Here is a 26,267-nt window from a genome sequence, read left to right as displayed (position 1 = left end):
TACATAATCATTTTTGAATGAAAGGAGAGGCTTCATTTGCATACCGTATGGAAAGGTGCCCTTTCACTTGGACTATTAAATATAGGAATCAAACTATACAGTGCCGTAGAAGAAAACGATATAAAATTTTTAAGTCTTCATAAAGAATGCTTAACACCTATTAAATATAAAAAATTTGCTCCTGATTGTACGGATGAAGAAATTGATGATAAAGATATTGTAAAAGCCTATGAATACGCACCTCATAAGTACATTATTATGGATGAAAAAGAATTAGCTGAGTTGCAAAAAGCTCACGAACCAAGATCTATTCGTATTATATCTTTTATCCAAAATAACGAAATTGATTCTGTTCTCTACGATCGTTCTTATTTTATAGGCCCTACCTCAGGACATGAAAAATCATATTTATTATTAAAAGAAGCACTTGAACGTACGAATAAACTTGGTCTTATCCATATTTCCATTAGAAAAAAACAACATTTAGCTATTATCCGTAACTTTGAAGATGGGCTTATATTACAAACTATTCACTACCCTAATGAAATTCGCGATATAACAAATACACCTAACTTACCAAGTAACGAAAATTATCCGATTCAAAAACAAGAACTCACAGCAGCAATCAATTTAATCCACCATCTTACAAATCCTTTTGAACAAGAGATGTATACAGATGAGTATAAAGAAGCCCTTACCGAACTAATCGAAAACAAAATTGAACAACAGGAAAAAACCGAAACAATCTCTCCAACTCCAAACATCATCAATATTATGGAGACATTACAGGCAAGTATTGAACAAGCAAAAATAAAAAGAGAAAATAAAGCAGAAAAAGAGGCCAAATAAAATTGACCTCTTTTTTCTTTAAAGCGGATTACATTTTGGCATCTCAAGTCCAGACGATTGTGCTAATTTTAATAAGTAATAACATTCTTCTCTTGCCATATGATCCGCCATTCTAGCAGATAATGCACTTAATATTTCATTCGATAACTCCAGCTCTTCAACCTCATGGAGAAAATGCGAAAATAAGTTTAACTCAAGTGAAACATCTTTTGTAAACTTCTTTAATGCAGGAAAATGATGAAGCTCTGTCCGTAAATACCCCGTCATTTCAACTGCCTTTAAGTAAAATTGTTCAAAGTGCTTCGTAAATTCTTCGCTTTTCTCTTTTAATCTTTTTTCAACAAGATCTAATCCACCAGAAATAGACCCTGCATGGCCAGCCGCATCCGTTAACCAAACGAGATGATAATGTAATTCATGAAAAACAGGCGGAACTTCTCCTTTCTTTAAAAATTCTAACACTGTTATATACTCTTCTACTTCGTTTACCATATGATTGATGAAAGTTGGTGTAAAATGAATAGTGATTTTTCCCTCGAGTTGTTTCTGTATAATACTTAATTTAAACGTTCGTATTTCCTTTGCTGCTCGTTCTGCCTCTTTTGAAAACGCAATGAGATTCACATTACGAACTTTATTTAACAGATTCGTAAATGTTTCAACAAAATAAGTGGCCTTTTTTATATCCTCTTTTTCCTTTGGAGCTAATGCATCAAGTAAAAATTGCGAATGATCAGTAAGCACCTTTAGCCAAAATTGATGCTCAAACAATGCACTTTCTTCATAATTCCTCTCCACTAAATCCCCTCCGTTTATTCGTCCTTCTCTATCACTTGAATTTTATATCCATCTGGGTCTTGTACTACAATACTCTTCTCACTTTTGTTTTCTGTATATGCAATTTTATAAAACACTAACCTCTTCTTTAAGTTCTCTATGTTAGAAATTGAAAACATTAGTACATCAATCGAATCCGTAATACTCTTCTCACGCCCACCCAAACTACGATTCATTACAAAACTAACTCTCATTGAATCAGCATCATACCAAACCCCTGTTACATCTAATTGGGGTCTTTCTAAACTAGGCTTGATTCCTAAAATCCCTTCATAAAAATACAAAGTTTCCTTTAAGTTTTTCACTTCCAATACAATGAATTGTTTCACATTCTCCACATTCATTCCCCCCGTACCTATTACTTTTTTATATGTGTCATAAAGGCCTATTATGTCTGAATACAATACGTAGTAATGAACATTTAAGGAGGTTTATCCATGAATAAATATATGCAATCATTCGTGCCCTATCATAGTCCTCTCGATCCTTGTCCTCCTATTGGAAAGAAATATTATTCTACTCCTCCTAATTTATTTTTAGGTTTTCAACCGCCAAACTTACCACAATTCACACCAAAAGAAGCGCTACAAAAAGGGACTTTATGGCCAGTTTTTTATGACTATTATGAGAATCCTTATAAAAAAGGGCGGTGACTACTGACGTGACTCAATCGCTACCAGAAGAATATTATCAGCTGTTACTGGAGCTTCAAGAACTAGACTTTGTACTAGTTGAACTAACTCTTTATTTAGATACACATCCAGATGACACCGCTGCTATTAATCAATTTAATGATTTCTCCTATAAACGAAGAGTATTAAAACAAAAGATGGAAGAAAAATACGGACCACTCCAACAGTTTGGGAACAGTTATTCTAATGCCCCTTGGGAATGGAGTAAAGGTCCTTGGCCATGGCAAATATAAAGGAGAGAAACTATGTGGATTTATGAAAAAAAATTACAATACCCTGTTAAAGTAGGAACTTGTAATCCAGCACTTGCAAAATTATTAATTGAGCAATACGGTGGTGCAGATGGAGAATTAGCTGCTGCACTACGTTACTTAAATCAGCGTTATACAATCCCGGATAAAGTCATTGGCCTCCTTACCGATATTGGTACAGAAGAATTTGCGCATCTTGAAATGATTGCTACGATGGTTTATAAGCTGACAAAAGATGCGACTCCTGAACAGATGAAGGCAGCTGGTCTCGACCCTCATTACGTCGATCATGACAGCGCACTTCATTACCATAACGCAGCTGGTGTTCCATTTACTGCAACCTATATACAAGCTAAAGGTGATCCAATTGCCGACCTATACGAAGATATTGCGGCTGAAGAAAAAGCGCGTGCCACATATCAATGGCTTATCAACCAATCTGACGATCCCGACATAAATGACAGCTTACGCTTTTTACGCGAACGAGAAATTGTCCATTCACAACGCTTCCGAGAAGCCGTTGAAATTTTAAAAGAAGAACGCGATAGAAAAATATATTTTTAATACACATATCCTAGCGATATGTGTTTTTTTGCGTTAAAAGTTAAATCTTCCCTATTAAACATACAAATAGTATATTTATTCGATTTAATGCATTATTTTTTAATTTTTTCAAAATTCCCTATTGCTTTCTAGTCATCAGACCTTTAAAATAATAACAGTTACTCGACAAATTATTTGAATTTTCGACAAAAATACTCATTAGGAGGATTTTCTTTATATGCGTACAACTTTGAAACCAGCGCAAATACTTTCGATTAGTTTATTACTATTCGCAGTTTTCTTCGGTGCTGGTAATATGATTTTCCCGCCCCTTCTTGGTCTTTCTTCCGGAGAAAATATGTGGGTTTCCATTACAGGGTTTATTATTACAGACGTCGGTTTATCTTTACTTGCTATCGTTGCTGTTGCCCTTGCTGGTGGTAGTTTTAACACTTTAGCGAGCCGTGTTCATCCAAAATTCGCAGCAGTATTCGCTATCATTATTTATCTTTCAATCGGCCCACTATTTGTTATTCCACGAACTGGATCTGTATCTTATGAAATTGGGATTGCACCACTTTTCCCAGATCAATGGTATTCTATGTTAGTTTTTAGTGCGATTTTCTTTACAGTCGTTTACTTCTTATCATTAAATCCATCCAAGCTAGTAGATCATATCGGTAAAATATTAACGCCAATTTTACTTGTAATTATTGCAATTATGGCAACAAAAGCGATTCTTTCACCAGGAACGTTTGCAGAGCCTATCGGTGACTATAAAGACATCCCGTTTTTCAAAGGATTTCTTGAAGGATTTTTAACGTTAGATGCAATTGGCGCTCTCGTACTATCAACAATTGTTGTAAATGCAATTCGTCAAAACGGTATACAAGAGAAGAAATCTATCGCGAAATATACAATCATTTGCGGAAGTATCGCTGCTCTATTCTTAACAATTGTTTACTTCTTACTCGGTTATATCGGAGCTTCAAACGGAAACTTGGGACAATTCGAGAACGGTGGTCAACTATTAGCAACTGTTATGTACCAATTCTTTGGGACAAGCGGTAATGTTTTATTAAGTATCGCCATTATCTTCGCTTGTTTAACAACAGCAATTGGTGTTGTAAGTGCATTTGCAAACTATTTCGCAACAGTATTAACAAATGTTTCTTACAAAAAGCTCGTACTATACGTTTGTATCTTTAGTTTCGTTATTTCAAACTTAGGATTAAGCTTATTAATTAAAATCACACTACCTGTATTAATTATTTTGTACCCAATTACAATCATTTTAATTTTCGTATCATTTATCGATAAATATACGAAACGTAAACCTTCTGTCTACATCGGAGCAATGATCGCAGCATTCATTATTAGCTGTATTCATGCACTTGATAATGTGGGAATGATACCAAGTTTTATCGCTAATATCGTACACACGATTCCTTTTTATAACTTAGGAATCGGCTGGATCGTTCCAGCAATAATTGGTGGTATAATCGGATACTTTATTCCGCAAACAGAAGCTGAAGGTGAAGTTTCTGCAAAGTAAAAAGAAGCAAGCATGAAATCCATGCTTGCTTCTTTTTCTCTTCACATCGTATGTTTAAACGTAAACAACTCATCCTTTGACTGTACAGCAGATTGTTCCTCTTCTACAACTTCCTTCTTTATCTCTCCTCCTAACCTTACTTTCATCATCGCCTCTTCGATACTTTTTACAATCATATTTCCTGAAAAAATAGTAAGTCCAAAAAATGTAATTGGGACGAGAGGAATCCATGGATGCACTGTTAAAGATCTAAAATAGACTCCAATTAGCCCTGACCATTCATGTGTGTAAGATTCTATTTCTTCTATCGGTCCTAAAAACTTAACCGTTCCGCCAAAGAATATTTCTAGTAACCCTAAGTGCAGTAAAATAGTAAGAGTCTGCGTAAACTGCTGAAAAAATACGAGTATAAACGTCATATAAAGGTGCGGGAAAAGATGCTTTATAACAATATGTCTTCTCGATCCACCTAATATGCGTGCGGCATCAACAAATTCCTCCGTTCGCAATTTACGAACTTCCTTCGCAACATACAGTGCAATAACTGGCATTACAAGCATTACAAGTAAGACAACTTGAAACGAAGCCCTTTCAAAAAAGGTTGTTGTTTCCTCCCCACTTCCAAATGCATTTGCAGATTGAAGAAAAAAATACGCAATCATAACTGTCGGAATAACTGTAAAACTATCAAAAAAAGCCTCAATTTTTGAAAAACCTCTTTTTATATACGTTCCGAGTACAACACCTAAAAGTACACCTATTACCATTTTAAGTGCCGCAATTAAAATAGATATACCAATCGTCCACTTCGCACCCTCAATGACTAAATGTAAAAGGTCATATCCTTTCCGATCTGTCCCAAGTAAAAATTGTAATGAAGGTGAAAAAGGTGGTACTTGTGGATTTTCATCCGCATCATATCGCAATGTAACTTGTCTAATATGTCCATCATTCCATAACGTATTTCCGATGCTCAAAAGAACTAATAGGAGAAGAAACCCAATGCTTATCCAAAATCTTTTATCACGTTTTATATACGTCCACATATTATAATCTCTCCTTCATCGCAGCCGGAATGAGATAATGAAACAATTTAAATAAAATAAAAATCGGAATATATATAAGAAGCACACTAACGATGAAAACCTCAACTCTAATACCAAAATACGATTTCAAAAACATAAAAATACCACCCGTATTAAAAATCCATTCTATAATATATAAATTAGATAACATAAAAAAGATATTCGTTTTCGCAAAGAATAATGTACTAAGCAACACATTTCGTAAAATATGACGATTTAAAATATGAAAGCGCCCCAGCCCTTTCGCCTTAGCAAATAGTACATAATCTTTTTCTAGTTCATTTTCAAAACGAAGCACGACCATTTTTACAAACATAATCGTAGTCGGGATGCTCAAACAAAGTATCGGCAATCCTCTAATCGACTCGCCTCCAATTGAAGCAATTTGAAAAGGTAAAAAACCTGTTTGTTTAAAAAACCATATAACTAAAATTTGTGATACTAAAATAAGAAGGATATCTGGAATAGATTCTAGGAAGATAAGAAATGATTTAATTCGATGTTGTATACGCGGTGAACTACTCATAATTACATAAACAATACAAAATGCTACAAATAATGAAATAAAAAAAGCAGCTAAAAAAATAATAATCGTTTCTTTATAATGGACGAACAGCTGCGGAAATAAAAATTTACCTTTCACATATTGCAAATTGGAAATATCCATTAAGTTCACAAACACTTCTTTTAAACTCTGTATGTACTTTGATACATCCAGCTTAAATCCATAAAACAATTTCGGCAGAGCCCCTAACATAATAATCCCCAAAATCGAAATAATAAATTGAATTGTCACTTCCATCCCATTCAGAAAAACTTTTTTGACCACGTTTTCCCTTCTCTCTCTTTATATTTTACTCTCTAATTTTATTCTTAATTTTCTGAATTGTAAATATTCAAACATAAAAAATCACTAGGTTATGATCCTAGTGATTCTTTATGCGCATGCCTTTCTCTTTTTGCAAACGCCATATACAAAATAAAACACCCAATAAGTGCTGCGAGTTCTAATGAAATAATATAGTAAGGATGCGGTCCTAACATATCGAGTAGTGAAGCTGTTTCTGGCTTATGAGCTAAAAACATATAATTACCGCCTGTTTTATAATTCACAAACGAAACAAGCGGAATCAATATGTTTAAAAATATCATCGTACGCTTAATAGATTGCAAGGTCGGTCTATAGCCTTCCACCCAAGTCATAAAGAGTGGTGCCCAAATGAGCAATATATGCGCGCTAAAATATTCAATGAAACGAAAATGCGGAAAAGCATACTGCAAGTTTGGCGTTAAAATAGCTTGTGATGCACCAATAATTCCCGTGAAAAATACAATCTCATATATGCGGTAACTTTTCGTTACGATCATAATCGACGCTAATAATAAACTAATCGTACATAATTCAAACGGTAATGAAGTAGCTAGCTCAAAAATCCCCGCTTTCCACTCCCACATATGAAGCCCAATTTCACTACCTATAAATAAAAATGCAATTGCATATCGAACCGTTATATTCCACTCACTTTGACGTAATACATCTTGGTATTGATACAGAAAAAATATCCCCACCAACATAATAAATAATATAAGGGCATGTTGCCTTGAGTATGGAATAAATGGTTTTAATGGGTGTGCGCTAAAATAAGCTTCCATCTTCCTTCCTCCTTTCCTCCATACAATATTATTGTAAGAAAGAAACGACGAGTCAATTCATTTGCTTACACTAGGACAACCTCTACCTTACATTTACATATTCATACCTTACAAAACTGTAAGGTTATTGTAAGCTAAAACGATTTGTCAGATTCTTCACCTCTTCTATACTTAATGTAGATACTAAAACGAACGAAAAGGTGATAAATAGATGAAAAAGAAAAATAAAGTGTTAATTACTAGTGTAGTAGCAATCGGAATTGCAGCTGGATCATACTTTGCATTTGCTGGAGGCGGTTCAGAAGTAGCAATGGCATATAGCGGATATAAAGTAACTGAAAAACAAATCCAAAACGCGCAAAAATTTGGTGGCGAAGTTATTCCAAACGGAATTGAAACTATTTCATTCGATCCAACAAAAGGAACATATGAATTAGCTGTAAAAAAAGGCGATGAAGTGAAAAAAGGTCAGCTTCTATTTAAATACAATGACCCGACTGCTAAACAAGGTGTAACAGAAGCAGAAATGCAAAAGAAAATCGCACAAAAAGAAGTAACGTTGTTCCAAAAACAACTTGATGCAGCGAAACAAAAGTTACAAAAAGATAAAAATGCAGGCCTTCCCGCTGAAGCATTAAAAGCATCAGAAGCTGAAGTTGGGCAATTAGAATCACAACTTGAAATGAAAAAGTTTGATGTTGAAAAATTTGATGAAATGATTAAAACAGCAAAAGAGAAAGTAAACAATCTTTCTGTAACAAGTCCTGCTGATGGCGTAATTGATGATATCGTGAAAACTGCTGACGAAAAAACAGGTATGAGCGGCGTTACTCTTCGTCACGCTGGTCAATTTAAGGTAAAAGGTCAACTTTCTGAATATGAGCTTGCTAGTATGAAAGTTGGGCAAGAAGTAACTGTTTCATCAAAAACTGTCGCTGGTAAGACTTGGACAGGAAAAGTAACAGAAATCGGTTCTACACCATTAAAGAGCATGGATGAAAATAAAACTGTTTCTAACTATCAATTCACTGTCACATTAGATAATAGTGACGAATTACAAAACGGCTTCCACGTTTACGTAACAAGTAAATCTGGCGAAGCAACTGGTACAATTGTTCCGAAAAGCAGTATCGTGAAAAAAGGTGACAAAAATGTTGTCTTCGTTGTAAAAGACGGTAAGGCGAAAGAACAAGCAGTTACTGTTGAATTCGAGACTGATAGCGAAGCAAAAGTTTCTGGAGTAAAAAAAGGAGAGGAAATTATCTCTAAACCTGAAAAAGACTTAAAAGATGGTATGGAGGTTGTCGCCCAGTGATTAACTTAAAAGGCATCACGAAATCCTTCCAAAATGGTGCAGAGTCCGTTCAAATATTACACGGAATTGACGTAACATTGAACCAAGGAGAATTCACTTCAATTATGGGACCTTCTGGTTCTGGTAAATCAACATTAATGAACATTATCGGTTGCTTAGATAAACCGACGACAGGTACGTACGAACTAGCCGGTCAAAATATTTCAAACATGTCTGAAACAGAACTTGCACACGTACGTAATAAAGAGATTGGATTCGTATTCCAAAACTTCATGTTATTACCGAGACTTACAGCGCTTCAAAATGTAGAACTACCTCTTATTTACGCTGGAGTCGATAAAAAAGAAAGACGCGAGCGCTCATTAGCTGCTTTAACAAAAGTCGGTTTAGCTGATCGCGCTACTCACTTACCAAACGAATTATCAGGTGGACAAAAGCAGCGTGTCGCCGTTGCACGTGCAATCGTAAATAACCCAAAATTCATTTTAGCCGATGAACCGACGGGAGCACTTGATACGAAAACAAGCACACAAATTATGGACCTCTTTTACGAATTAAATAAACAAGGCTCAACAATCATTATGATTACCCATGACCGTGAAATCGGGGAAGCTGCAGCACGTCAAATTGTAATTCGTGACGGAAATATCGTCCAAGATTGGAGAGGTTAATTTTGAATACGAGTGAAAATATACGCATGGCCCTTTCCTCTATCTTTGCTCATAAAATGCGTTCTATCTTAACGATGTTAGGTATTATTATCGGTATTAGTGCCATTATTACTATCATTTCAATGGGTGATGGTACAAACGCAAAGTTTAAAAAAGAATTAGGCCAAGGAAAAGATAACGAAGTAACGATTTACTACAACAATCCTGATTACGGAACAGATAGTGCCAAAATCACACCTGATATGCTAAACCGTCTGCAAACTGTACCAGGCGTTAAAGATGTGTATCCAGACGTAAGTATGAAAGTAAAAGCATCTGCTGGTTCAAAAGATGTAAATCTTGATTTAAAAGGTGGAACAGGCGCCTTTATGACAGATTCGAAAATAAAATTAGTTCACGGTCGTGAATTAAATGACAGTGAACTAAATCAAGCAATCCCTGCTGTTATATTAAATGAAGAAGCTTTCAACAAATTATTTAGTAGTGGTTGGGAATCAAATCAATACACAGATATAAAAGGAAAGCCGTATAAAATAGTTGGTGTATACGAAACGAAAAATGACTTTGGAATGCCTATGCCTGAAGGTTATACATCACTTGAAAATGCGCCTGTCATTTCAGGAGTAAATGAGTATGACTCTGTAAGATTAACAATGACCTCTCCGACAGAACGTAAAAGTGTAGAAAAACAAGCTGTTTCTGTTTTAAACGAAATGAAAGCTCCTAAATTTGAGCACAAATTCGAAGCACAAGATTTAGGTGAATTTACGAAACAACTAGACGAATCAATCGGTATGATGAAAATGGTATTCGGTGGTATTGCCGCTATCTCCTTACTTGTTGGTGGTATCGGTGTAATGAACATCATGCTCGTATCTGTAACAGAACGTACACGTGAGATTGGTATTCGTAAAGCACTTGGTGCAACACGTGGTAAAGTATTAACACAATTCTTAATCGAATCTTGTATATTAACAGGACTTGGTGGTTTCATCGGATTCATGCTCGGTATTTTCTTCGCTTGGATCGTCTCAATCTTTGCTGGATGGCCACTCGTTGTCTCAAAAGAACTTGGACTTCTTGCAGTAGGTATCTCAATGTTAATCGGTATTATATTCGGTTTACTGCCAGCTAACAAAGCTGCCAAACTGGATCCAATTGAATGTTTACGATATGAATAAACAAAAACGTAGGAGTTTACACTCCTGCGTTTTTTATTTATCTACTAAATTGAGTTTCTTCTATTATATATGTTTCACGTTACAACTATCATTCTAATACTCTTCATTATTTATAGGTACTAAGGCTATTATCTAATTCTATTATTGCAAAAATACTATGTAACAGACGAAAATCAAGGCGTAATTTTTTCCATACTTCGACTGATTTTGTAACAATTATATCGATATTTTATTAAATTTCACCTCATTTATATATTTTCACGCCTAAAAAGATTATCGTTTCATAACTAAATTCCCATTCAAACAGTAAAATAAGCTATTTTTGTAACACTATAGATATCATCAAGAAATATTACCGTAACATTATTAACGTTACAGTAATTGAAATACTACTCATTTTGTGTTTCATATGCCCTAATACGCCAAAAAACAACAAGGAAGCGCTATCAGGATATTTATGGAATTGTTACAGAATATTAATGCCCCGTTACGAAAGCTTTGTAATTTTATGTTTTTCGCAAATAAGAAAATAATGGTTGCTATAATGAGGTCAACGAAAACAAATGCAATGGAGGCTATTATGAAAAAATTTATGGGTATAGCAACAGCAGCGGTTTTTGGTCTTGGGATTTTCACAACATCTGCTAAAGCAGAAACAATCGTAACGACTGACGTACTAAACGTACGAGAAAACCCAACTACTGAATCAAAAGTTGTAGGAAAATTATTAGATGGATATAAAGTAAATGTTTTACATACAGAAAATGGTTGGTCAAAAGTTCAATTGAATAGCGGTAAAGAAGCTTTCATAAGCGCTGACTATACAAAAGACACTTACTACGTAACAGCAAACGTATTAAACGTACGTGCTGGGGCAAACACAGACTCAGAGATTCTTGGTAAGTTGAAAAAAGATGATGTAATTGAAACAACACACCAAGTACAAAATGATTGGATTCAATTTGAATATAACGGAAAAACAGCTTATGTTCATGTTCCTTACTTAACAGGTAAAGCACCAGTTAAAGTTCAACCAGTAGCTAAAGTTGAAAAAACGACTACAGTTCAAGATACAGCTAAAGTTCGTGAAGCTGCTAAAGCTCAGGAAGTAGCTGAAACTCAAGCAAAAGCTAAAGCAGTGGAAGCAACTAAAGCTCGCGAAGCAGCTGAAGCCCAAGCAGAAGTTAAAGCTCAAGAAGCGGCTAAAGCTCGTGAAGCGGCTAAGGCTCAAGAAGCGGCTAAAGCTCAGGCAGATGCTGAAGCTCAAGCAGAAGTTAAAGCTCAAGAGGCTGCTAAAGCTCGTGAAGCTGCTAAAGCTCAAGCAGATGCTGAAGCTCAAGCAGCGGCTAAGGCTCAAGAAGCAGCTAAAGCTCGTGAAGCGGCTAAAGCTCAAGAGGCAGCTGAAGCTCGTGAAGCAGCTAAGGCTCAAGAAGCAGCTGAAGCTCGTGAAGCGGCTAAGGCTCAAGAAGCGGCTAAAGCTCAAAAACCAGCTACACAACAACCTGTTGCAAAAGAAACTGAAACAAGTGCACCATCATCTTCTCGTGAGTTACGTGTTGTAGCAACAGCTTACACAGCAGATCCACTTGAAAATGGTTATAAAGCAGGCGACCAAGTAAAATCAGCTTTAGGCCACAACTTAACAGCTAATCCAAACATGAAACTAATTGCAGTTGATCCAAGTGTCATTCCATTAGGTTCAAAAGTATGGGTTGAAGGTTACGGAGTAGCAATCGCTGGTGATACTGGTGGAGCTATTAAAGGTAATAAAATCGACGTTTTAATGCCAGATAAAGGTTCATCAAGTAGCTGGGGACGTAAAACAGTTACAGTTAAAGTATTAAACTAGTTAGTAAAAAAAGGAGTCAGTCTTATCGTTGAGACTGACTCCTTTTCTATAATTATTACATTCTTTCTTTCTCTTGAAAGTAAGCAATATTGTCTCGAAGCCATTCCCTCTCTGATATAAATAAGTTCCCTCGTTTTTTATATACTTTATCAAATATCCTTAAAACTTCTTCATGATTAGCAAACTTATGTAAGAAACGAAGAGCAATGATAATCTCTGCTTCATCCGTAGGCTCTACTTCATTTTTACGTCTTCTAGCAACAATTTTATTCACACGTTCGCAAATTGGTCTCATTGCCATTTCGTCGCCATACGTATAAATAGCTCGAACAGCTTCATATTTCACCATCACATTTCTATCCTGTAAAGCTTCAATATAAACTATTTGTAAGTCCGATCCCCCTATTTTTGCTAACACCTCAATAACAGTTGAACGAACATAGGCACTATTACTATATAAAAGCTTTGTTAACGGCAGAATCGATTGATTTGTTCCAATCTCAAACAATGTATAACAAATATTTGTAATCTCATCTTTATTTTCTTGAGTATCCAGCAACTTTAGTAAAGCACTTTCCGCTTCTAATGATTTACATAACTTTAAGGAAGAAACTGCCCAAAAACGAACACTATCGTTTTTATGGTAAATATACGGAATAATTTTATTTGTATCACTTACTTCTGGCAATGTATAAATATTACTAAGCAGTTCACTTAACAAAGTCGGGTTTTGTTCACATTCCAAACAATCTATAAGATAATCAGCAATACTGATCTCTTTCGTATTAATAGCGAGTTTCGTCATTAAATAATAAATGTCTTTCTTCATAGATACCTTTTTTGCTTTGATTACCTTCTGCTGTAAATAAGGAAAAGTTAATAAGTCATTTAACGCTTTTGCTTCATCATACGCACGATGCCAAATCTTTGTTTCCTCATCATCCATCCGCCTTAATAAATCATCTATATACTCTTCCATCTCCTTCTCTCCCGTCCAAATTAAGTCTATCTCTTTGCATTCTATATACGATAGATTACTATTTCAACAGAAAAAAGAGGATGCCACAGCATCCTCTCCTTCTCTTCCCTATTCCACACAAGTAAATTGCGTCCAAGCTCCTACATAATCTAGTAAGAATAACTCCTCTTCCGCAATTGTACCGACGATATTTTTCCGTTCATCTATCGGCATCTCTTTCAGAATGATTTGCAGTTCACCTTTATACTTACCAAATGAATTGTTTCCAATTACAACTTGCCCTCTTTCCTGCAGCACACTTTCACGCACTGGGAAGTCATAGTCTTTGTACTTTTTACGTACTTCTGTAGAACGTACCATATACTCTGTTATGTCGCCGCGCCTTACGTGTAATTCTTGCAGCGTAGCTCTCTTCTCTACTTCAGTCGCTTCGTCTACAAAGTGCACTTTTAGCTGTAACATGTAGCGATTTAAGTTTCCTAGTTTCTCTAACTCTTCCTCACTCGCATAAGCATTTCCGATAATGACATCATCAATTAACCCTGTTGCCCATAAATGCTTCGCTTGTACTTCAATTGGTAAATTACGATGCTCTTCTAATGTACATAATCCATCGTTAATATCCCATGGACCGATGTTTGCGACATGTGATGTAATAAAGGCTGCACTGCGAATACCATGCTTTTTAAAGCGTTCACTACAGCGAATGAAATAATCGTATGGAAGACCAGTGAATTTTTGCGGATAAAAATTATGGCAACCAATTAAAGCTGATTTATTCGCTTGATGCGACAGAATATTTTCTAAGTACGCAATATCGTTACTTACATTTAACTCAATTTTTAAACCGTACGGATTATTCGTCATTTTCGCTTCAGTTAACCCGTCGAAGCCTACATCTAAACGAATACCGTCTGCGCCTAACTCTGCGAAGAATGATAAATCGCTATAACTAATACCAAGCTGATCAAACACAGCCGGAGCTACATCTAAAATAACTTCCATATTGTTATCTTTTGCGTGATTAATAATCTCTTTAAATTCAGCTACAATTTCTTCTTTCGGACGATTCACAGATAACAAACAAGTAAATATTCTTGAGAAACCGTGTCGTGCCGCTGCGGAAATATAAGCCATATCTTTTTCTTTCGTTGAATGTTCTGGATAAAGTGAAATTCCTAATTTACGCTCCATGCTTTTGCATCTCCTTCACACGTTGTATTAATGCCATGCTCGTAAATCTATATTTTGCAGATAAACACGTTGCACATAAAATTGTCGGTACAATAATTACGTACGGTGATTGCAATCCTAACATTACATATGCACCCATTGAACAACCGATAAATAAAACTGATACTAGTAGTAACACTAATAAAGATTTACTTTGTACCCATTTCGAATAATGGGCAATACACTGTCCGACCACGAATGTAATTAAGATGATAATTGCTCCGAGCATTCTGTTTTCTCCTCTCCTGCTAATTGTTGTTTCTCATACATTTTGAAGAATGGATAGTAAATAACGAATGAGATAACAAAGTTAACAAGTACAAGTACACCAGCCATAATTGTCCAGTCCGTACTAATTACCGCTGCAATTGGTGCTAACATCGTAAATGGCAGTTTCGCCATCATAAGTGGAATCATACCTGAAACAACTGCGAAATATGATACTGTCGTTGTCACTAACGGTGTAATAACGAACGGAATAATTAAGATTGGGTTCATTACAATCGGTGCCCCAAAAATAATTGGTTCGTTAATATTGAATAAACCTGGTACGAATGATAATCTACCTAACTCTTTTAGGAACTTAGATTTAGAGAACATAAACATAATTACTAAAGCTAACGTTGAACCTGATCCGCCAATCCATACGAACCATTGAATGAATTGCTCTGTAAATAAGTTTGGTAACTGATGTGCATTTCCTGTAGCAGTGAATACTTCCATATTTTCAAGAATTGCTGAATCCCACATCGGACGAATAATTGGTCCTAAAATCGCTGGTCCATGTATACCGAATGACCAGAAAAACACGATTAAGAATACTGTTAATAAACCACCGAATAAATTATTTCCTACTAATACTGATTTTAATGGTGCGATTAAATATGTAATTGTTGTATTTACATCGAATTTCAAACCGTAGCGAATGCCCCAGAATAAAAGAATAACTGCTAATGTTGGAATTAATGCTGCAAACGAATTTGAAACTGCGGGTGGTACACTATCTGGTAATTTAATCGAGATATTATGCTTAATCATAAAATGATAAATTTCTACTGCAATTAATGCTGTAACAATTGCGCCAAATAAAGACGTTGCACTTAATGTTCCTACTGAAATATATCTACCTGCATCAATAACACCTGGTACAGCTTTCGTAATTTGAATTGGTTCAACTGATGCTAGTAAAAAGGCGAGTACAGATAATAACCCTGCACTTAACTGATTGAGCTGATAAAAGTTCGCGAGCGAAGCCCCTACACCAAACGCTGCGTATAATGCCATTAGCCCTACTGTAAATCGAAATGGAATATCTAAAATATGGCGAAACGGTGCAATCCATTCCATATATGCATCAATTGGTAAATTTAAAAAGATAACGAAAAATGATCCGACGATCGTTAACGGCAATGTAGAAATAACCCCGTTTCGAATTGCTAATAAATGTCGTTGTCCTGCAATCTTTTGCGTTGTTGGCATAATCTTTTGTTCCATAAAACTCATAAACCCATTCATCAATAGCCCTCCTCTTTCTCTCTACTATAAAAGAATGAAATAAACTTTATAACATTATAATGTTTATATTTAAAAAGATATAATTATGCTAAAACTAATTGTTCTGCTTGCTTAAGCACCTTCAAACCATCACACATGCCATAATCTCGTTGGTCTATAATCGCAACTGGTATATTGTATGAATTTGCAAGAAACTCTACAGCTGGGAATAAATATTTCACCTGTGGTCCAATTAAAACGACATCGGCTTCCTTAATTTCAAGCTTCACTAGTTCTGAATCAACTGCCTTAATTTTATAATTCTTCCCCTGTTTCTTTGCCTCTTCTTGCATTTTTCTTACGACCATACTCGTTGACATACCTGCTGCACAACATAATAAAATGTACATCTTATACAGTCACTTTCTCTTCTACTCGTTTATGAAGAGCAATAAATTCTTCAGCCAGTTCTTTCACTGTAATTGCATTCATTAAATGATCTTGTGCGTGCACCAACAGTAAACTAATTTCTGCATGATTTCCTCTTGCCTCTTCTTGAATTAAATCCGTTTGAATACGATGCGCTGCTGAAATTTCCTCACTAGCAAGTTTCATCTTTTCACCGGCATTCCCGAAATCTCCTTGTCTTGCAAAAGCAATTGCTTCAAGCGCCGCACTTCTCGCATTGCCACCATGTAAAATTAACGCAAATGGAGTTTGCATATCAGCCATTTTAAATTCCCCCAAGCTATATGTTTTCTATATTTCCATCTTATTATGAAAACGCATACAATTAAACATAAAAAACTTCCGTTATGTAACGGAAGTTTTTATATACTTTTTCAAAATGATAATAAAATCTCTTGAAAATCTTCAATTACCTCGGTCTGAGTAAGTTTCTCTATCGTAGTTTGACTAGACATAATATCATATAAAAAATCATATAGCCTTTGCAAATCTTCATTATTATTGCGCTTTACACTAAATAAAATAATTACTTGTACTTTTTTATCTCCCCAATCAACAGCCTTTTCAAGTGTGCAAAACATCAAAAAAGTTTCCTCACTTAATAACTGCATCGGATGCGGTATTGCAACTGAATTCCCAACCGCTGTCGGAGACGTATTTTCTCTTTCCATAACAGAAGCATAAAAGTTTTCTGGTACATAGCGTTTCTCAGCAGCTTTCTCACATAAAAACTGAATAACATCCTCTTTCGTAGAAGCACTATAATTTAAAAAGATTAAATCTTCCTTAATATAAGGCTGCACACTAGTATTCACATGCGTAAACAACCGCTGACCAATCGATTTAATCTCTTTATCATCAAATATTGAATTCACTTTTATAACTGGAACAGGCAAGCCACTCGGTATATGAATCGTACTAATAATACAATCTATTTTTTCTTTATAAAGATCTTCTACTTTCAATTGATAATAGCCTGTAATACCTACAATCTCTAATTTATCTCGGAACTGTGATAAAATTTTATATTTTAATAGTTGTGCACTTCCTTGACCAGTCGCACAAACTAATAAGCATCTTTTCTTTTGATTCTGCTCCTGCAAACGGCTCATCGCTCCGCCGAAGTGAATTGCTATATAACCAATTTCACTTTCAGGGATCGATTCACCCGTATATTCACCAATGATATCTCCAACGAGAATCGCAATTTCAAAAGCATACGGATAATTCTTTTTCACTTCTGCCAAAAGAGGATTTCTCGTATTTAACTTATACTTCAAACGATTTAATAACGTTTTTAAATGAATACCAAATCCAAATAATAATTCTTCATCATAATAAAAAATAAGATTCCGTTCTTCCGCTACTTTAAAAAGAATATGTTGCATAAATGCATATATATCTTTTCCTAATAGCTCTTCTACATTTTCATAGCGATCTCTCGTTGTAACAGCAGTACTTAATAAATGCATCGTCACATATAATACTTCTTCTTCTGGAAATAAAAATTTTAACTCTTTCTCTAAATCTCCTAAAATCTGCTTCGCAATTGTATATTCTTTCTTTATTATAAGTTCTGATTGCTCCGCATGCAGTCCTTTCATATAATGTTGACTTTGACAACGCTTTAATGCGATTGCAATATGAATGACTAAATTATCAATTTCTATATCAGATAAATATATTGTTCCGCCTTCAATATACTTTAATATAATTGAGCGAATGAGTGATATATGCGGTAGCGATAAATATGTCTCCGTCTGCTCAAATTGCTCATGAAACGGAGTATGGTCATAACGCGGTAAACCATATTGTGATAAACAAGAACGAATATTAAATTCCTCTCCAACAATACGTATACCATAATACGGTCTCTTCTCAATTTGTAATTTATAGCGACCACATGTATCTGTAACATCTTTCATAATTAAATTGACCGTTGATTTGCTCACATACATCTCTTCCGCTAATTCTGAAAGCTTCACATATCCCTCTGTCATTAAAACACGCTGCAGAATGTACGCTATTCTTTCTTCATAAGAAGTTGGGATCTTTTCCGTCTGTTTTTGAAATAGACTCACACAAAAGTCTTCAAATTTCTTCTTTTGTATAATTTCTAATTCGTACCCAGTCCCTCTTTGCGATTCGATTTTCGCTCCGTTTTCTTCCAATATATCATTTAATAATTTTATATCTTTTTGAATCGTCTTCGTTGATACATGTAAACGGCCTGCTAAAAAAGCTCGATTTAACATCGATTTCTCTTCTAAAAATTCTTCTAAAATAGAAATTAATCGCTGATGCACCTTTGTCATAGCTCTTCCTCTCGCTCTTTATATATAAAGGGGGAAAAGCTGCTGAAATCAGTAGTTTTTCCCCTTTATATTCTCTCTATTTCTTTAATGTAAATCCGAATTTATCCCATGCTTGTAAATAGTCTAGTAAGAAAATCTCTTCTTCTACAATTCGACCAACTACATTTGTTTTTCCTGTATTCACCATATCTTTTAATGCAATTTGTAATTCGCCTTTATACTGACCATATTGTTCATTATCAATTAATAAATCCCCACGCTTAATTTCACGCGTATTATGAGGTTTAAACTCTTCTTTTTTATATTTCACACGACTTTGTGTAGAACGAATCATATATTCAGATACATCTCCGCGATAAAAATGTGGTTCGTTTAATACGATAATTCTTTCTAGTTCTGTCGTTGTATCATATATTTCTATATCAAATGTTTGTTTCTCTTTATTTAATGCACCTAGTGCTTGTAATTCTTCTTCTGACGCATATGCGTTTGCAATAATAACATCATCAATTAATTCCGTCGCGAATAAATGTTTCGCCTGTGTTGTCATCGGTAATTCACGATGCTGCTCTAATGTACATAACCCTTCTGTTACTGGCCAAGGTCCGTATGTTGCATCAAATGATGAAATAAAAGCAGCCGTTCTCATACCGTAATCTTTAAATTGTTTCGAGCATTTAATGAAATGATCGTATGATAACCCTGAATAACGATGCGGATAAAAATTATGACAACCAATTAAATTTTCACGATTTGGTCTATGACTCATAATGTTATCTACATACTTCGTACCATTGCTCATATTAATCTCAATTTTCAAACCATACGGATTATAAGTCATAATTGATTCTTCTAATCCTGAAAAACCAACATCTAAACGAATACCGTACGCACCCAATTCATGGAAGAATGATAAATCATTATACGAAATACCTAATTGTTCAAAAACAGATGGACTAATATCCACTAATACTTGGAACCCTAATGCATTCGCATGTGAGATCGTTTCTTTAAATTCTTCAATAATTTTCTCTTTTTCTCCATCCACAGATAATAAACATGTGAACACACGTGTAAACCCATATTTACTTGCTAATGTTAAATACTCCTTATCTTTCTCTACTGTTGAATGTTCTGGATAAATAGAAATACCTAATCGTCTCATATGTACACGCCTCTTCCTTCATCATATTGTAAACCTTTTCAAATATATGTAGTGAAAAAGTATATATCCCCTTCTTGTTCACTACTCTTTTGAATCCGCTTTCTTTAAAGAAAAAACAATTTCTATCATTCTTAACACCTACAAGTCTATACATCTATACTTTACATCTTTTTTTCATAGTTGTGTAGCTTTTATACAAATTTGTCAGTTTTTCATCTTAAAAATTGTTATCCGTTTTCAAGACACCTTCCTTGACTGTTGCATTGGCCAATACATATACTCGAAAGAAAAGAGAAAATTTTATATAGGGGATGAATATATGGGAGAAGCAATACTCGTAAAACGAGAACCGTTATGGACAAAAGAGTTTGTTGCTTTAATTTTTGCAAACTTATGTATGTTTTTAGGGTTTCAAATGTTAATTCCAACCTTACCTGTTTATGTGAAAGAAATTGGTGGCACAAGTTCAAATATCGGATTTGTTGTCGGCATGTTTACCGTTGCGGCACTTTTTGTTAGACCGCTAACTGGGAACGCCTTGCAAAAATTCAATAAAAAAATCATTTTAATGATCGGTACTGCTATCTGTTTACTCGCTATGGGCAGTTACCTTTTCGCCTCAACTATTTTTCTCTTGCTTGCTGTTCGTATTTTGCACGGAGCTGGTTTCGGTATTACAACGACTACATATGGAACTGTCGTTTCTGATTTAATTCCCTCAGCTCGCCGCGGAGAAGGCATGGGATATTTTGGCCTTTCTGGAACAATTGCAATGGCCCTCGGTCCACTTATCGGACTATGGCTTATGCAAACATATAACTTCACAATTCTTTTTTTATGTGCATTATCGTGCACAATTGTTTCATTAATATTAACGAAACTACTTCAAATCCAAAAAACGAAACAGCCTCCACAACAATCATCTAGTACTTTTCTCGATGGATTTATTGAGCGTAAAGCTTTACTTCCTTCATTATTAATATTATGTATTACATTAATGTACGGAGGAATCGGAAGTTTTATCACACTATTTGCTACAGAAGTCGGCATAGCTGATATTAGTCTCTTCTTTTTATGTAACGCACTAGCAATCGCTGTGACTCGTCCATTCTCTGGAAAGCTATATGATGCGAAAGGCCATACATTCGTCATCATTCCGGGAGTTATTATAACATTTACAGGTATTATTTTATTGTCGTATACGACGACAATTCCGAGCTTAATTATTGCTGCAGCATGTTACGGAAGTGGTTTTGGAGCGATTCAACCTGCACTACAAGCATGGATGATTGACCGCGTAGCACCGCATCGACGCGGCGTAGCAACGGCTACATTCTTCTCCGCATTTGACCTTGGAATCGGCGCTGGAGCGATTATATTTGGATTTATTGCTCATTTTACAAACTATGCAACTGTATATCGTTATTCCTCTCTATTACTTATTGCTTTTCTCTTCATTTACATTACAAGCATAAGAAAACAAAAGCATGGCGATAAAAACACGGAAAAAGCTGCTGGATAATTCAGTGGCTTTTTTTATCGTGTTAAAAGAATTGTTTCCCCTCAAGTTACTGTTATAAACTACATGCATTTCCCTACATATTTTCTTAACTTTCATCAAAAAATATACGATGAACTCGCAGATACTTTCCTCGATATTCGACTGAACAATATTATTCTAAAAAGTGTGATTTCTTTACAAGATTAAGATTTATACAAGGTAAAAACAAATGAAATGCAGTTGTTTCTTTAAGGGATTGTAAACTTTTATTCCCTTTGTAAATTTAGTGTAAATTTTACTAGCAAACCGTTTACAGTGACTCAAGGTTCAGTTAATAATTACATCGTACATGAAATTTAAGGAGTGGAATGCGTGGAATATAATGTTCAAGATATGATCTTCCAGTTCATTGGTGGATTAGGTATTTTCTTATTCGGGATTAAATACATGGGCGATGGACTGCAACAAGCAGCTGGAGATCGTCTTCGCGATATTCTAGATCGTTTTACAACAAACCCACTTATGGGTGTACTAGCAGGTATGTTAGTTACTGTATTAATCCAATCCAGTTCAGGAACAACCGCTTTAACAGTCGGACTTGTAAGTGCCGGATTTATGACATTAAGACAAGCAATCGGTGTTATTATGGGTGCAAACATCGGTACGACAGTTACTGCATTTATTATCGGAATTAAAATCGGAGAATACGCTCTCCCAATTATGGCAGTTGGAGCTATCTTATTATTCTTCTTTAAAAATAAAAAAGTACATTCTTTAGGTCAAGTTATATTCGGTTTTGGTATGTTATTCTTCGGTTTAGAGTTAATGAGCACAGGTATGAAGCCTCTTCGCTCTTTAGAATCGTTCCAAGAATTAACAGTTAGCATGAGTGATAATCCAATTTTAGGTATTGTTGTCGGTACAGTTTTTACGTTAATTGTACAAAGTTCAAGTGCAACTATCGGTATTTTACAAGAACTATTCGGTCAAGGTGCAATCGATTTACAAGCTGCTCTTCCTGTATTATTCGGTGATAACATCGGTACGACAATTACAGCAGTATTAGCAGCTATCGGTACTTCAATTGCAGCGAGACGTGCAGCATTAGTTCACGTTATCTTTAATATCGTCGGTACGATCATCTTTACAATTTTATTAATACCTTTTACAAATTTAATTCAATACTTCCAAACGTCATTAAATTTAAACCCAGAAATGACAATCGCATTTGCACATGGAACGTTTAACGTAACAAATACTATTATTCAATTCCCGTTCATTGCAGTGTTAGCATGGATTGTAACAAAAATCATTCGTGGTGAGGATGCAGCTATCGACTTCAAACCACAACATTTAAATCCAATCTTTATTGAACAATCTCCAGCCATCGCTTTAACAGAAGCTCAAAAAGAGATTATCCGTATGGCTGAGTTCTCATTACACGGATTAAAAGAAGCAAACCAATTTTTAAACACACAAGATAAAAAACACGCTGACATGGCTACTCAATTAGAAGGAGCTATTAACAATTTAGATAAAAAAATTACCGAGTATTTAGTTTTACTATCAGAAAAGCCACTTTCACCTACGGATTCTGAAAAACATTCTGTTTTAGCAGGTGTTGTTGGAGATATTGAACGTGTCGGTGATCATGTAGAAAACCTTGTAGAACTTGTAGATTTCCAAATTTCAAACCGTGTTACACTATCAGACGAAGCATTAGCTGAGTTAAACGAAATGCTTGAATTAACAATTTCAACACTGCAAGACTCAGTTGAAGCTTTAACAAACTTCGATACTGAACTAGCTCAAACTGTTATTGCAAAAGAACGCAAAATCGACCAAATGGAACGTGTTCTTCGTAAACGTCACGTATTACGTCTAAACGAACGCAGCTGTTCAGGTGATGCAAGTATCATCTTCGTCGATATGGTAAGTAACTTAGAGCGCATTGGCGATCATGCTGTAAATATCGCTGACGGTGTTTTAGGTGAACAAGGTAAAATCAATCTAAAACAATCATTATAATAAGAAAGAGACGCTAACTTAAGCGTCTCTTTTTTCATTTTATTTTAATAACTGTTCTTCCTTTTAACTTTCCTTGCAATATAAGTGTAAACTTCTTCTCTAATTCTTCTAATGTACATCCTTCTGTATAAGATAGTAACTCTTTATTTCCCCATTCATTCGCTAAAAGCGTCCACACATCTCTTCTCACATCCACTGGACATTGCACGGAATCTACCCCTAAAAGGCTTAGGCCTCGTAAAATAAATGGATATACTGTTGTTTGTAGTTCCTGGCCTGCCACATTACCGCATGTCGTTACACAACCACCATACTTTACTGTTTTTAAAGCTGTTTCTAACATATGTCCACCTACAGTATCGATAACTCCGGCGTATATCCCTTTTAACATTGGTCTTCCTGATTCATCATTCAATTCCGCGCGATGAATCACTTTTTTCGCTCCTAGACGTAGTAGCATCTGTTCCTCTTCCATTTTTCCTGTCGCTCCTACTACGTTAAACCCTAACTTACTTAATATACTAACAGCTACACTCCCTACGCCGCCTGTAGCACCCGTTACTAAAACATCTCCCATACTAGGCTTGATTCCTGCTCCAATAAGCTTATATACCGACAAAGCCGCAGTAAAACCTGCTGTCCCATACATCATACTTTCCTTTAATGACATTCCTTCCGGTAAAGGCACGACCCAAGATGATGGCACGCGAATATATTCTCCGAAACCACCAGAGGTATTCATACCTAAGTCATATCCCGTTACAATAACTTGATCTCCTGCTTTAATGGTAGCATCTTCACTACTCACAACCACTCCTGCAGCATCAATTCCTGGCGTATGAGGATATGTTCTCGTAACACCCTTATTACCAGTAGCTGAAAGAGCATCTTTATAATTTAATGAAGAATAATGAACTTGTATGAATACGTCTCCCTCAGGTAAACTACTTACTTCTCTCTCAACAACTTTTCTTACAAACTGATGATTTTCCGTTTCGTTCACAACGATTGCTCGGAATGATGTATGATTCATTATGCTCTCTCCTTTATCCGTAAAGTTCTTCTTTATTATATAGAAAAACTTAGTAAACCTACTCGTTTCTTCTTGGCTATATTTCAACAAATCTTACTTCTCTATCACTTTCTCACAATACATATTTTCATTTCTACTAAAACAACTTATACTTATTCTACATCTAAAAAAGATAATATAGAAAATCTGACTTTTTATAAATATATTGAATTTTTACGAAATGTAAATGTTTTGTAATGTTTTTTTTCGCTAAATTTCATTATAATAAGTGGATATGAGTGTCGTATTTCAATCCAAATGAAGGAGTACAGGAAATGGAGCAAAACCCATCTTTGCAAGAAAATACACGCAATAAACCGAAAAAAAATAAGAAAAAAATAAAAATTATTATAAGCGCTATACTATTCGTTTTATTAATAGGCGGCGGTTATACTTGGTTTTTAGTAAATAAAGCATCTTCTGCTGTTCGAAATGCCGCACACGATTTAGCACGCGGTGATAAATCTGATTTACGTGATAAGGCTGTAAAACCTATTACAAACAATGTCTCTGTTTTAATAATGGGTGTTGATGAAAGCGATGTCCGTGGAAAAGAATATGGTGAAGCTATAAGAACAGACGCGCTTTTACTTGCAACATTTAATAAAGATAGCAAAACTGTTAAACTATTAAGTATCCCACGTGACACATATACTTATATTCCAATAGAAAAGAAAAAAGATAAAATTACACACGCTCATGCATTCGGTTCTGCTAAAAACGGAAAAAATGGTGGACCACAAGCAAGCATTGATGCAGTTGAAAAATTAATGAATGTTCCTGTCGATTATTTTGTAAAATTCAACTTTAAATCATTTATAAAAATCGTCGATGACTTGGGCGGTGTTGAAGTTGATGTACCAGTTGAATTTACTGAGCAAGATAGCAATGATAATGCTGAGGCTATTCACCTAGAAAAAGGTGTTCAAAAGCTAAATGGCGAAGAAGCTCTTGCTCTTGCTAGAACAAGACACATCGATAGTGATGCAATGCGTGGACAACGTCAACAACTCGTTATCGAGGCTATTTTAAATAAACTAACAAGTGTTGGTTCTGTAACAAAAGTTGGCAACATCATTGATGATATTAACGGCCAATTCGTTACAAACTTAACATTTGATGATATGCTTTCATTCTATAAATATGGATCGGATTCGGAAATTGAGAAATTACAAATCCAAGGTGATGATTGCTATATGGCAAAAGGTGACGATACTTGTAGCAAATCTGCTGGTGGTGGTCGAACTTACTACTACAATCCAGATAAAAAAGAATTAGCTAATGTTACAAATGAACTTCGTACTCATCTTGGACTACCTGCATATACAAAGTTTGACTCAGACTCTGATTCGAAAAAGACAAAAGAATCTAAGTCTGAAAATTCAAGTGAACGCGAATCAAGTAACAATGAAGTGAAAAATAAGAACAAAAATAGCAGTGAAGATACAGAAACATCGTCTAACGACAATGAATAGTAAAGAAGCCGTACTCTATGGAGGTAGAGTACGGCTTCTTTTTATTTCTTCAGAAT

The 26,267-nt window shown here is 35.2% G+C and carries 26 protein-coding genes; 12 read left to right on the top strand and 14 right to left on the bottom strand.

From position 1 onward, the window contains the following. The first annotated feature begins 36 nt into the window (after nt 1-36). Nucleotides 37-849 (top strand): non-homologous end joining protein Ku, encoded by an 813-nt coding sequence (ku, locus tag DN404_RS24160; protein WP_000557737.1) that lies wholly within the window; start codon nt 37-39, stop codon nt 847-849. A gap of 18 nt (nt 850-867) precedes the next feature. Here the strand turns inward: ku and DN404_RS24155 are convergent, their stop codons facing one another. Continuing rightward, nucleotides 868-1,647, bottom strand: a complete 780-nt coding sequence (locus tag DN404_RS24155) for a DUF2935 domain-containing protein (RefSeq protein ID WP_000440986.1) — start codon at nt 1,645-1,647, stop codon at nt 868-870. 14 nt (nt 1,648-1,661) lie between these two features. Continuing rightward, nucleotides 1,662-2,090 carry a VOC family protein gene (locus DN404_RS24150; RefSeq protein ID WP_165443285.1) on the bottom strand — a complete coding sequence of 143 codons (429 nt, stop codon included), beginning with the start codon at nt 2,088-2,090 and terminating at the stop codon, nt 1,662-1,664. A gap of 33 nt (nt 2,091-2,123) precedes the next feature. Between DN404_RS24150 and DN404_RS24145 the strand changes: the two genes are divergently transcribed. The 4 genes from DN404_RS24145 (at nt 2,124) to brnQ2 (ending at nt 4,727) form a co-directional block, all read left to right on the top strand. Further along, the gene (locus DN404_RS24145) at nt 2,124-2,339 is read left to right on the top strand and encodes a spore coat associated protein CotJA (RefSeq protein ID WP_149215540.1); all 216 of its coding nucleotides are present in this window, start codon (nt 2,124-2,126) and stop codon (nt 2,337-2,339) included. An 8-nt stretch (nt 2,340-2,347) separates the two neighbouring features. Further along, nucleotides 2,348-2,611, top strand: a complete 264-nt coding sequence (locus tag DN404_RS24140; RefSeq protein WP_000194492.1) for a spore coat protein CotJB — start codon at nt 2,348-2,350, stop codon at nt 2,609-2,611. A gap of 12 nt (nt 2,612-2,623) precedes the next feature. Continuing rightward, complete coding sequence (gene cotJC, locus DN404_RS24135) at nt 2,624-3,193, top strand: spore coat protein CotJC (protein ID WP_000265278.1); 570 nt, start codon at nt 2,624-2,626, stop codon at nt 3,191-3,193. 217 nt (nt 3,194-3,410) lie between these two features. Beyond that, complete coding sequence (brnQ2, locus tag DN404_RS24130; protein WP_001260934.1) at nt 3,411-4,727, top strand: branched-chain amino acid transport system II carrier protein BrnQ2; 1,317 nt, start codon at nt 3,411-3,413, stop codon at nt 4,725-4,727. 41 nt (nt 4,728-4,768) lie between these two features. On the opposite strand, the gene DN404_RS24125 is transcribed toward brnQ2, so the two are convergent. The 3 genes from DN404_RS24125 to DN404_RS24115 form a co-directional block, all read right to left on the bottom strand. Beyond that, on the bottom strand, nt 4,769-5,773 hold the full coding sequence (locus tag DN404_RS24125; RefSeq protein ID WP_149215539.1) for an ABC transporter permease: 1,005 nt from the start codon (nt 5,771-5,773) through the stop codon (nt 4,769-4,771). Nucleotide 5,774: 1 nt separating this feature from the next. Continuing rightward, nucleotides 5,775-6,641: an ABC transporter permease subunit gene (locus DN404_RS24120; protein ID WP_000239670.1), complete on the bottom strand. Its 867-nt coding sequence runs from the start codon at nt 6,639-6,641 to the stop codon at nt 5,775-5,777. Between the two features lie 89 nt (nt 6,642-6,730). Beyond that, nucleotides 6,731-7,465: a YwaF family protein gene (locus DN404_RS24115; protein WP_149215538.1), complete on the bottom strand. Its 735-nt coding sequence runs from the start codon at nt 7,463-7,465 to the stop codon at nt 6,731-6,733. 211 nt (nt 7,466-7,676) lie between these two features. Between DN404_RS24115 and DN404_RS24110 the strand changes: the two genes are divergently transcribed. The 4 genes from DN404_RS24110 to entC all read left to right on the top strand — a co-directional run bounded on the left by DN404_RS24110 (nt 7,677) and on the right by entC (nt 12,481). Next, a complete protein-coding gene (locus DN404_RS24110) occupies nt 7,677-8,780 on the top strand; it encodes an efflux RND transporter periplasmic adaptor subunit (protein WP_000728834.1) in 1,104 nt (367 codons plus the stop codon). Next, on the top strand, nt 8,777-9,451 hold the full coding sequence (locus tag DN404_RS24105; protein WP_000609100.1) for an ABC transporter ATP-binding protein: 675 nt from the start codon (nt 8,777-8,779) through the stop codon (nt 9,449-9,451). Before DN404_RS24110 ends, DN404_RS24105 begins: the two co-directional genes overlap by 4 nt. 26 nt (nt 9,452-9,477) lie before the next feature. After that, nucleotides 9,478-10,632 (top strand): ABC transporter permease, encoded by a 1,155-nt coding sequence (locus DN404_RS24100; protein ID WP_001986269.1) that lies wholly within the window; start codon nt 9,478-9,480, stop codon nt 10,630-10,632. A 457-nt stretch (nt 10,633-11,089) separates the two neighbouring features. Beyond that, the gene (entC, locus tag DN404_RS24095; RefSeq protein ID WP_000421966.1) at nt 11,090-12,481 is read left to right on the top strand and encodes a cell wall-binding protein EntC; all 1,392 of its coding nucleotides are present in this window, start codon (nt 11,090-11,092) and stop codon (nt 12,479-12,481) included. 55 nt (nt 12,482-12,536) lie between these two features. Here the strand turns inward: entC and DN404_RS24090 are convergent, their stop codons facing one another. The 8 genes from DN404_RS24090 to DN404_RS24055 all read right to left on the bottom strand — a co-directional run bounded on the left by DN404_RS24090 (nt 12,537) and on the right by DN404_RS24055 (nt 20,135). Beyond that, nucleotides 12,537-13,460, bottom strand: coding sequence for a HEAT repeat domain-containing protein (locus tag DN404_RS24090; RefSeq protein WP_016121939.1), 924 nt, complete (start codon nt 13,458-13,460; stop codon nt 12,537-12,539). Between the two features lie 108 nt (nt 13,461-13,568). After that, the gene (locus tag DN404_RS24085) at nt 13,569-14,654 is read right to left on the bottom strand and encodes a DUF871 domain-containing protein (protein WP_000440054.1); all 1,086 of its coding nucleotides are present in this window, start codon (nt 14,652-14,654) and stop codon (nt 13,569-13,571) included. Further along, a complete protein-coding gene (locus tag DN404_RS24080; RefSeq protein ID WP_000900048.1) occupies nt 14,644-14,922 on the bottom strand; it encodes a hypothetical protein in 279 nt (92 codons plus the stop codon). The genes DN404_RS24085 and DN404_RS24080 overlap by 11 nt, the downstream gene beginning before the upstream one ends. Beyond that, nucleotides 14,898-16,208 (bottom strand): PTS sugar transporter subunit IIC, encoded by a 1,311-nt coding sequence (locus tag DN404_RS24075; protein ID WP_001013053.1) that lies wholly within the window; start codon nt 16,206-16,208, stop codon nt 14,898-14,900. The genes DN404_RS24080 and DN404_RS24075 overlap by 25 nt, the downstream gene beginning before the upstream one ends. 83 nt (nt 16,209-16,291) lie before the next feature. Continuing rightward, a complete protein-coding gene (locus DN404_RS24070; RefSeq protein WP_000275642.1) occupies nt 16,292-16,597 on the bottom strand; it encodes a PTS sugar transporter subunit IIB in 306 nt (101 codons plus the stop codon). Nucleotide 16,598: 1 nt separating this feature from the next. Further along, entirely contained in the window at nt 16,599-16,919 is a 321-nt protein-coding gene (locus DN404_RS24065) for a PTS lactose/cellobiose transporter subunit IIA (RefSeq protein ID WP_000774631.1), read from the bottom strand. A gap of 110 nt (nt 16,920-17,029) precedes the next feature. Then, nucleotides 17,030-18,970 carry a BglG family transcription antiterminator gene (locus tag DN404_RS24060; RefSeq protein WP_149215537.1) on the bottom strand — a complete coding sequence of 647 codons (1,941 nt, stop codon included), beginning with the start codon at nt 18,968-18,970 and terminating at the stop codon, nt 17,030-17,032. 76 nt (nt 18,971-19,046) lie between these two features. Then, entirely contained in the window at nt 19,047-20,135 is a 1,089-nt protein-coding gene (locus DN404_RS24055; RefSeq protein WP_001253349.1) for a DUF871 domain-containing protein, read from the bottom strand. 319 nt (nt 20,136-20,454) lie between these two features. Here DN404_RS24055 and DN404_RS24045 point away from each other — a divergent pair, with 319 nt between their 5' ends. Both DN404_RS24045 and DN404_RS24040 read left to right on the top strand, forming a co-directional pair. Next, on the top strand, nt 20,455-21,657 hold the full coding sequence (locus DN404_RS24045) for an MFS transporter (RefSeq protein WP_000503239.1): 1,203 nt from the start codon (nt 20,455-20,457) through the stop codon (nt 21,655-21,657). A gap of 351 nt (nt 21,658-22,008) precedes the next feature. Continuing rightward, nucleotides 22,009-23,664, top strand: coding sequence for a Na/Pi cotransporter family protein (locus tag DN404_RS24040; RefSeq protein ID WP_088362298.1), 1,656 nt, complete (start codon nt 22,009-22,011; stop codon nt 23,662-23,664). Nucleotides 23,665-23,698: 34 nt separating this feature from the next. Here DN404_RS24040 and DN404_RS24035 read toward each other — a convergent pair whose 3' ends face one another. Then, entirely contained in the window at nt 23,699-24,697 is a 999-nt protein-coding gene (locus DN404_RS24035; RefSeq protein ID WP_149215536.1) for a YhdH/YhfP family quinone oxidoreductase, read from the bottom strand. A gap of 314 nt (nt 24,698-25,011) precedes the next feature. On the opposite strand from DN404_RS24035, the gene DN404_RS24030 reads away from it, so the two are divergent. Next, entirely contained in the window at nt 25,012-26,211 is a 1,200-nt protein-coding gene (locus tag DN404_RS24030) for an LCP family protein (protein ID WP_149215535.1), read from the top strand. The last annotated feature ends 56 nt before the right edge of the window (nt 26,212-26,267 follow it).

It is taken from the genome of Bacillus sp. TE8-1, from assembly GCF_008368855.1.
GTDB classification, from domain to species: domain Bacteria; phylum Bacillota; class Bacilli; order Bacillales; family Bacillaceae_G; genus Bacillus_A; species Bacillus_A cereus.
Note: the sequence above shows the minus strand (reverse complement) of the source record. Positions and strands in the feature narration are given on the sequence as shown.

Coding starts and splice junctions, on each gene's coding strand:
- DN404_RS24055 (WP_001253349.1), bottom strand. CDS start 20,135: ATGAGACGATTAGGTATTTCTATTTATCCAGAACATTCAACAGTAGAG.
- DN404_RS24060 (WP_149215537.1), bottom strand. CDS start 18,970: ATGACAAAGGTGCATCAGCGATTAATTTCTATTTTAGAAGAATTTTTA.
- DN404_RS24075 (WP_001013053.1), bottom strand. CDS start 16,208: ATGAATGGGTTTATGAGTTTTATGGAACAAAAGATTATGCCAACAACG.
- DN404_RS24110 (WP_000728834.1), top strand. CDS start 7,677: ATGAAAAAGAAAAATAAAGTGTTAATTACTAGTGTAGTAGCAATCGGA.
- DN404_RS24090 (WP_016121939.1), bottom strand. CDS start 13,460: ATGGAAGAGTATATAGATGATTTATTAAGGCGGATGGATGATGAGGAA.
- entC (WP_000421966.1), top strand. CDS start 11,090: ATGGAATTGTTACAGAATATTAATGCCCCGTTACGAAAGCTTTGTAAT.
- DN404_RS24035 (WP_149215536.1), bottom strand. CDS start 24,697: ATGAATCATACATCATTCCGAGCAATCGTTGTGAACGAAACGGAAAAT.
- DN404_RS24070 (WP_000275642.1), bottom strand. CDS start 16,597: ATGTACATTTTATTATGTTGTGCAGCAGGTATGTCAACGAGTATGGTC.
- DN404_RS24100 (WP_001986269.1), top strand. CDS start 9,478: ATGGCCCTTTCCTCTATCTTTGCTCATAAAATGCGTTCTATCTTAACG.
- DN404_RS24045 (WP_000503239.1), top strand. CDS start 20,455: ATGGGAGAAGCAATACTCGTAAAACGAGAACCGTTATGGACAAAAGAG.
- DN404_RS24080 (WP_000900048.1), bottom strand. CDS start 14,922: ATGCTCGGAGCAATTATCATCTTAATTACATTCGTGGTCGGACAGTGT.
- DN404_RS24085 (WP_000440054.1), bottom strand. CDS start 14,654: ATGGAGCGTAAATTAGGAATTTCACTTTATCCAGAACATTCAACGAAA.
- DN404_RS24145 (WP_149215540.1), top strand. CDS start 2,124: ATGAATAAATATATGCAATCATTCGTGCCCTATCATAGTCCTCTCGAT.
- DN404_RS24065 (WP_000774631.1), bottom strand. CDS start 16,919: ATGGCTGATATGCAAACTCCATTTGCGTTAATTTTACATGGTGGCAAT.
- DN404_RS24030 (WP_149215535.1), top strand. CDS start 25,012: ATGGAGCAAAACCCATCTTTGCAAGAAAATACACGCAATAAACCGAAA.
- cotJC (WP_000265278.1), top strand. CDS start 2,624: ATGTGGATTTATGAAAAAAAATTACAATACCCTGTTAAAGTAGGAACT.
- DN404_RS24115 (WP_149215538.1), bottom strand. CDS start 7,465: ATGGAAGCTTATTTTAGCGCACACCCATTAAAACCATTTATTCCATAC.
- DN404_RS24125 (WP_149215539.1), bottom strand. CDS start 5,773: ATGTGGACGTATATAAAACGTGATAAAAGATTTTGGATAAGCATTGGG.
- brnQ2 (WP_001260934.1), top strand. CDS start 3,411: ATGCGTACAACTTTGAAACCAGCGCAAATACTTTCGATTAGTTTATTA.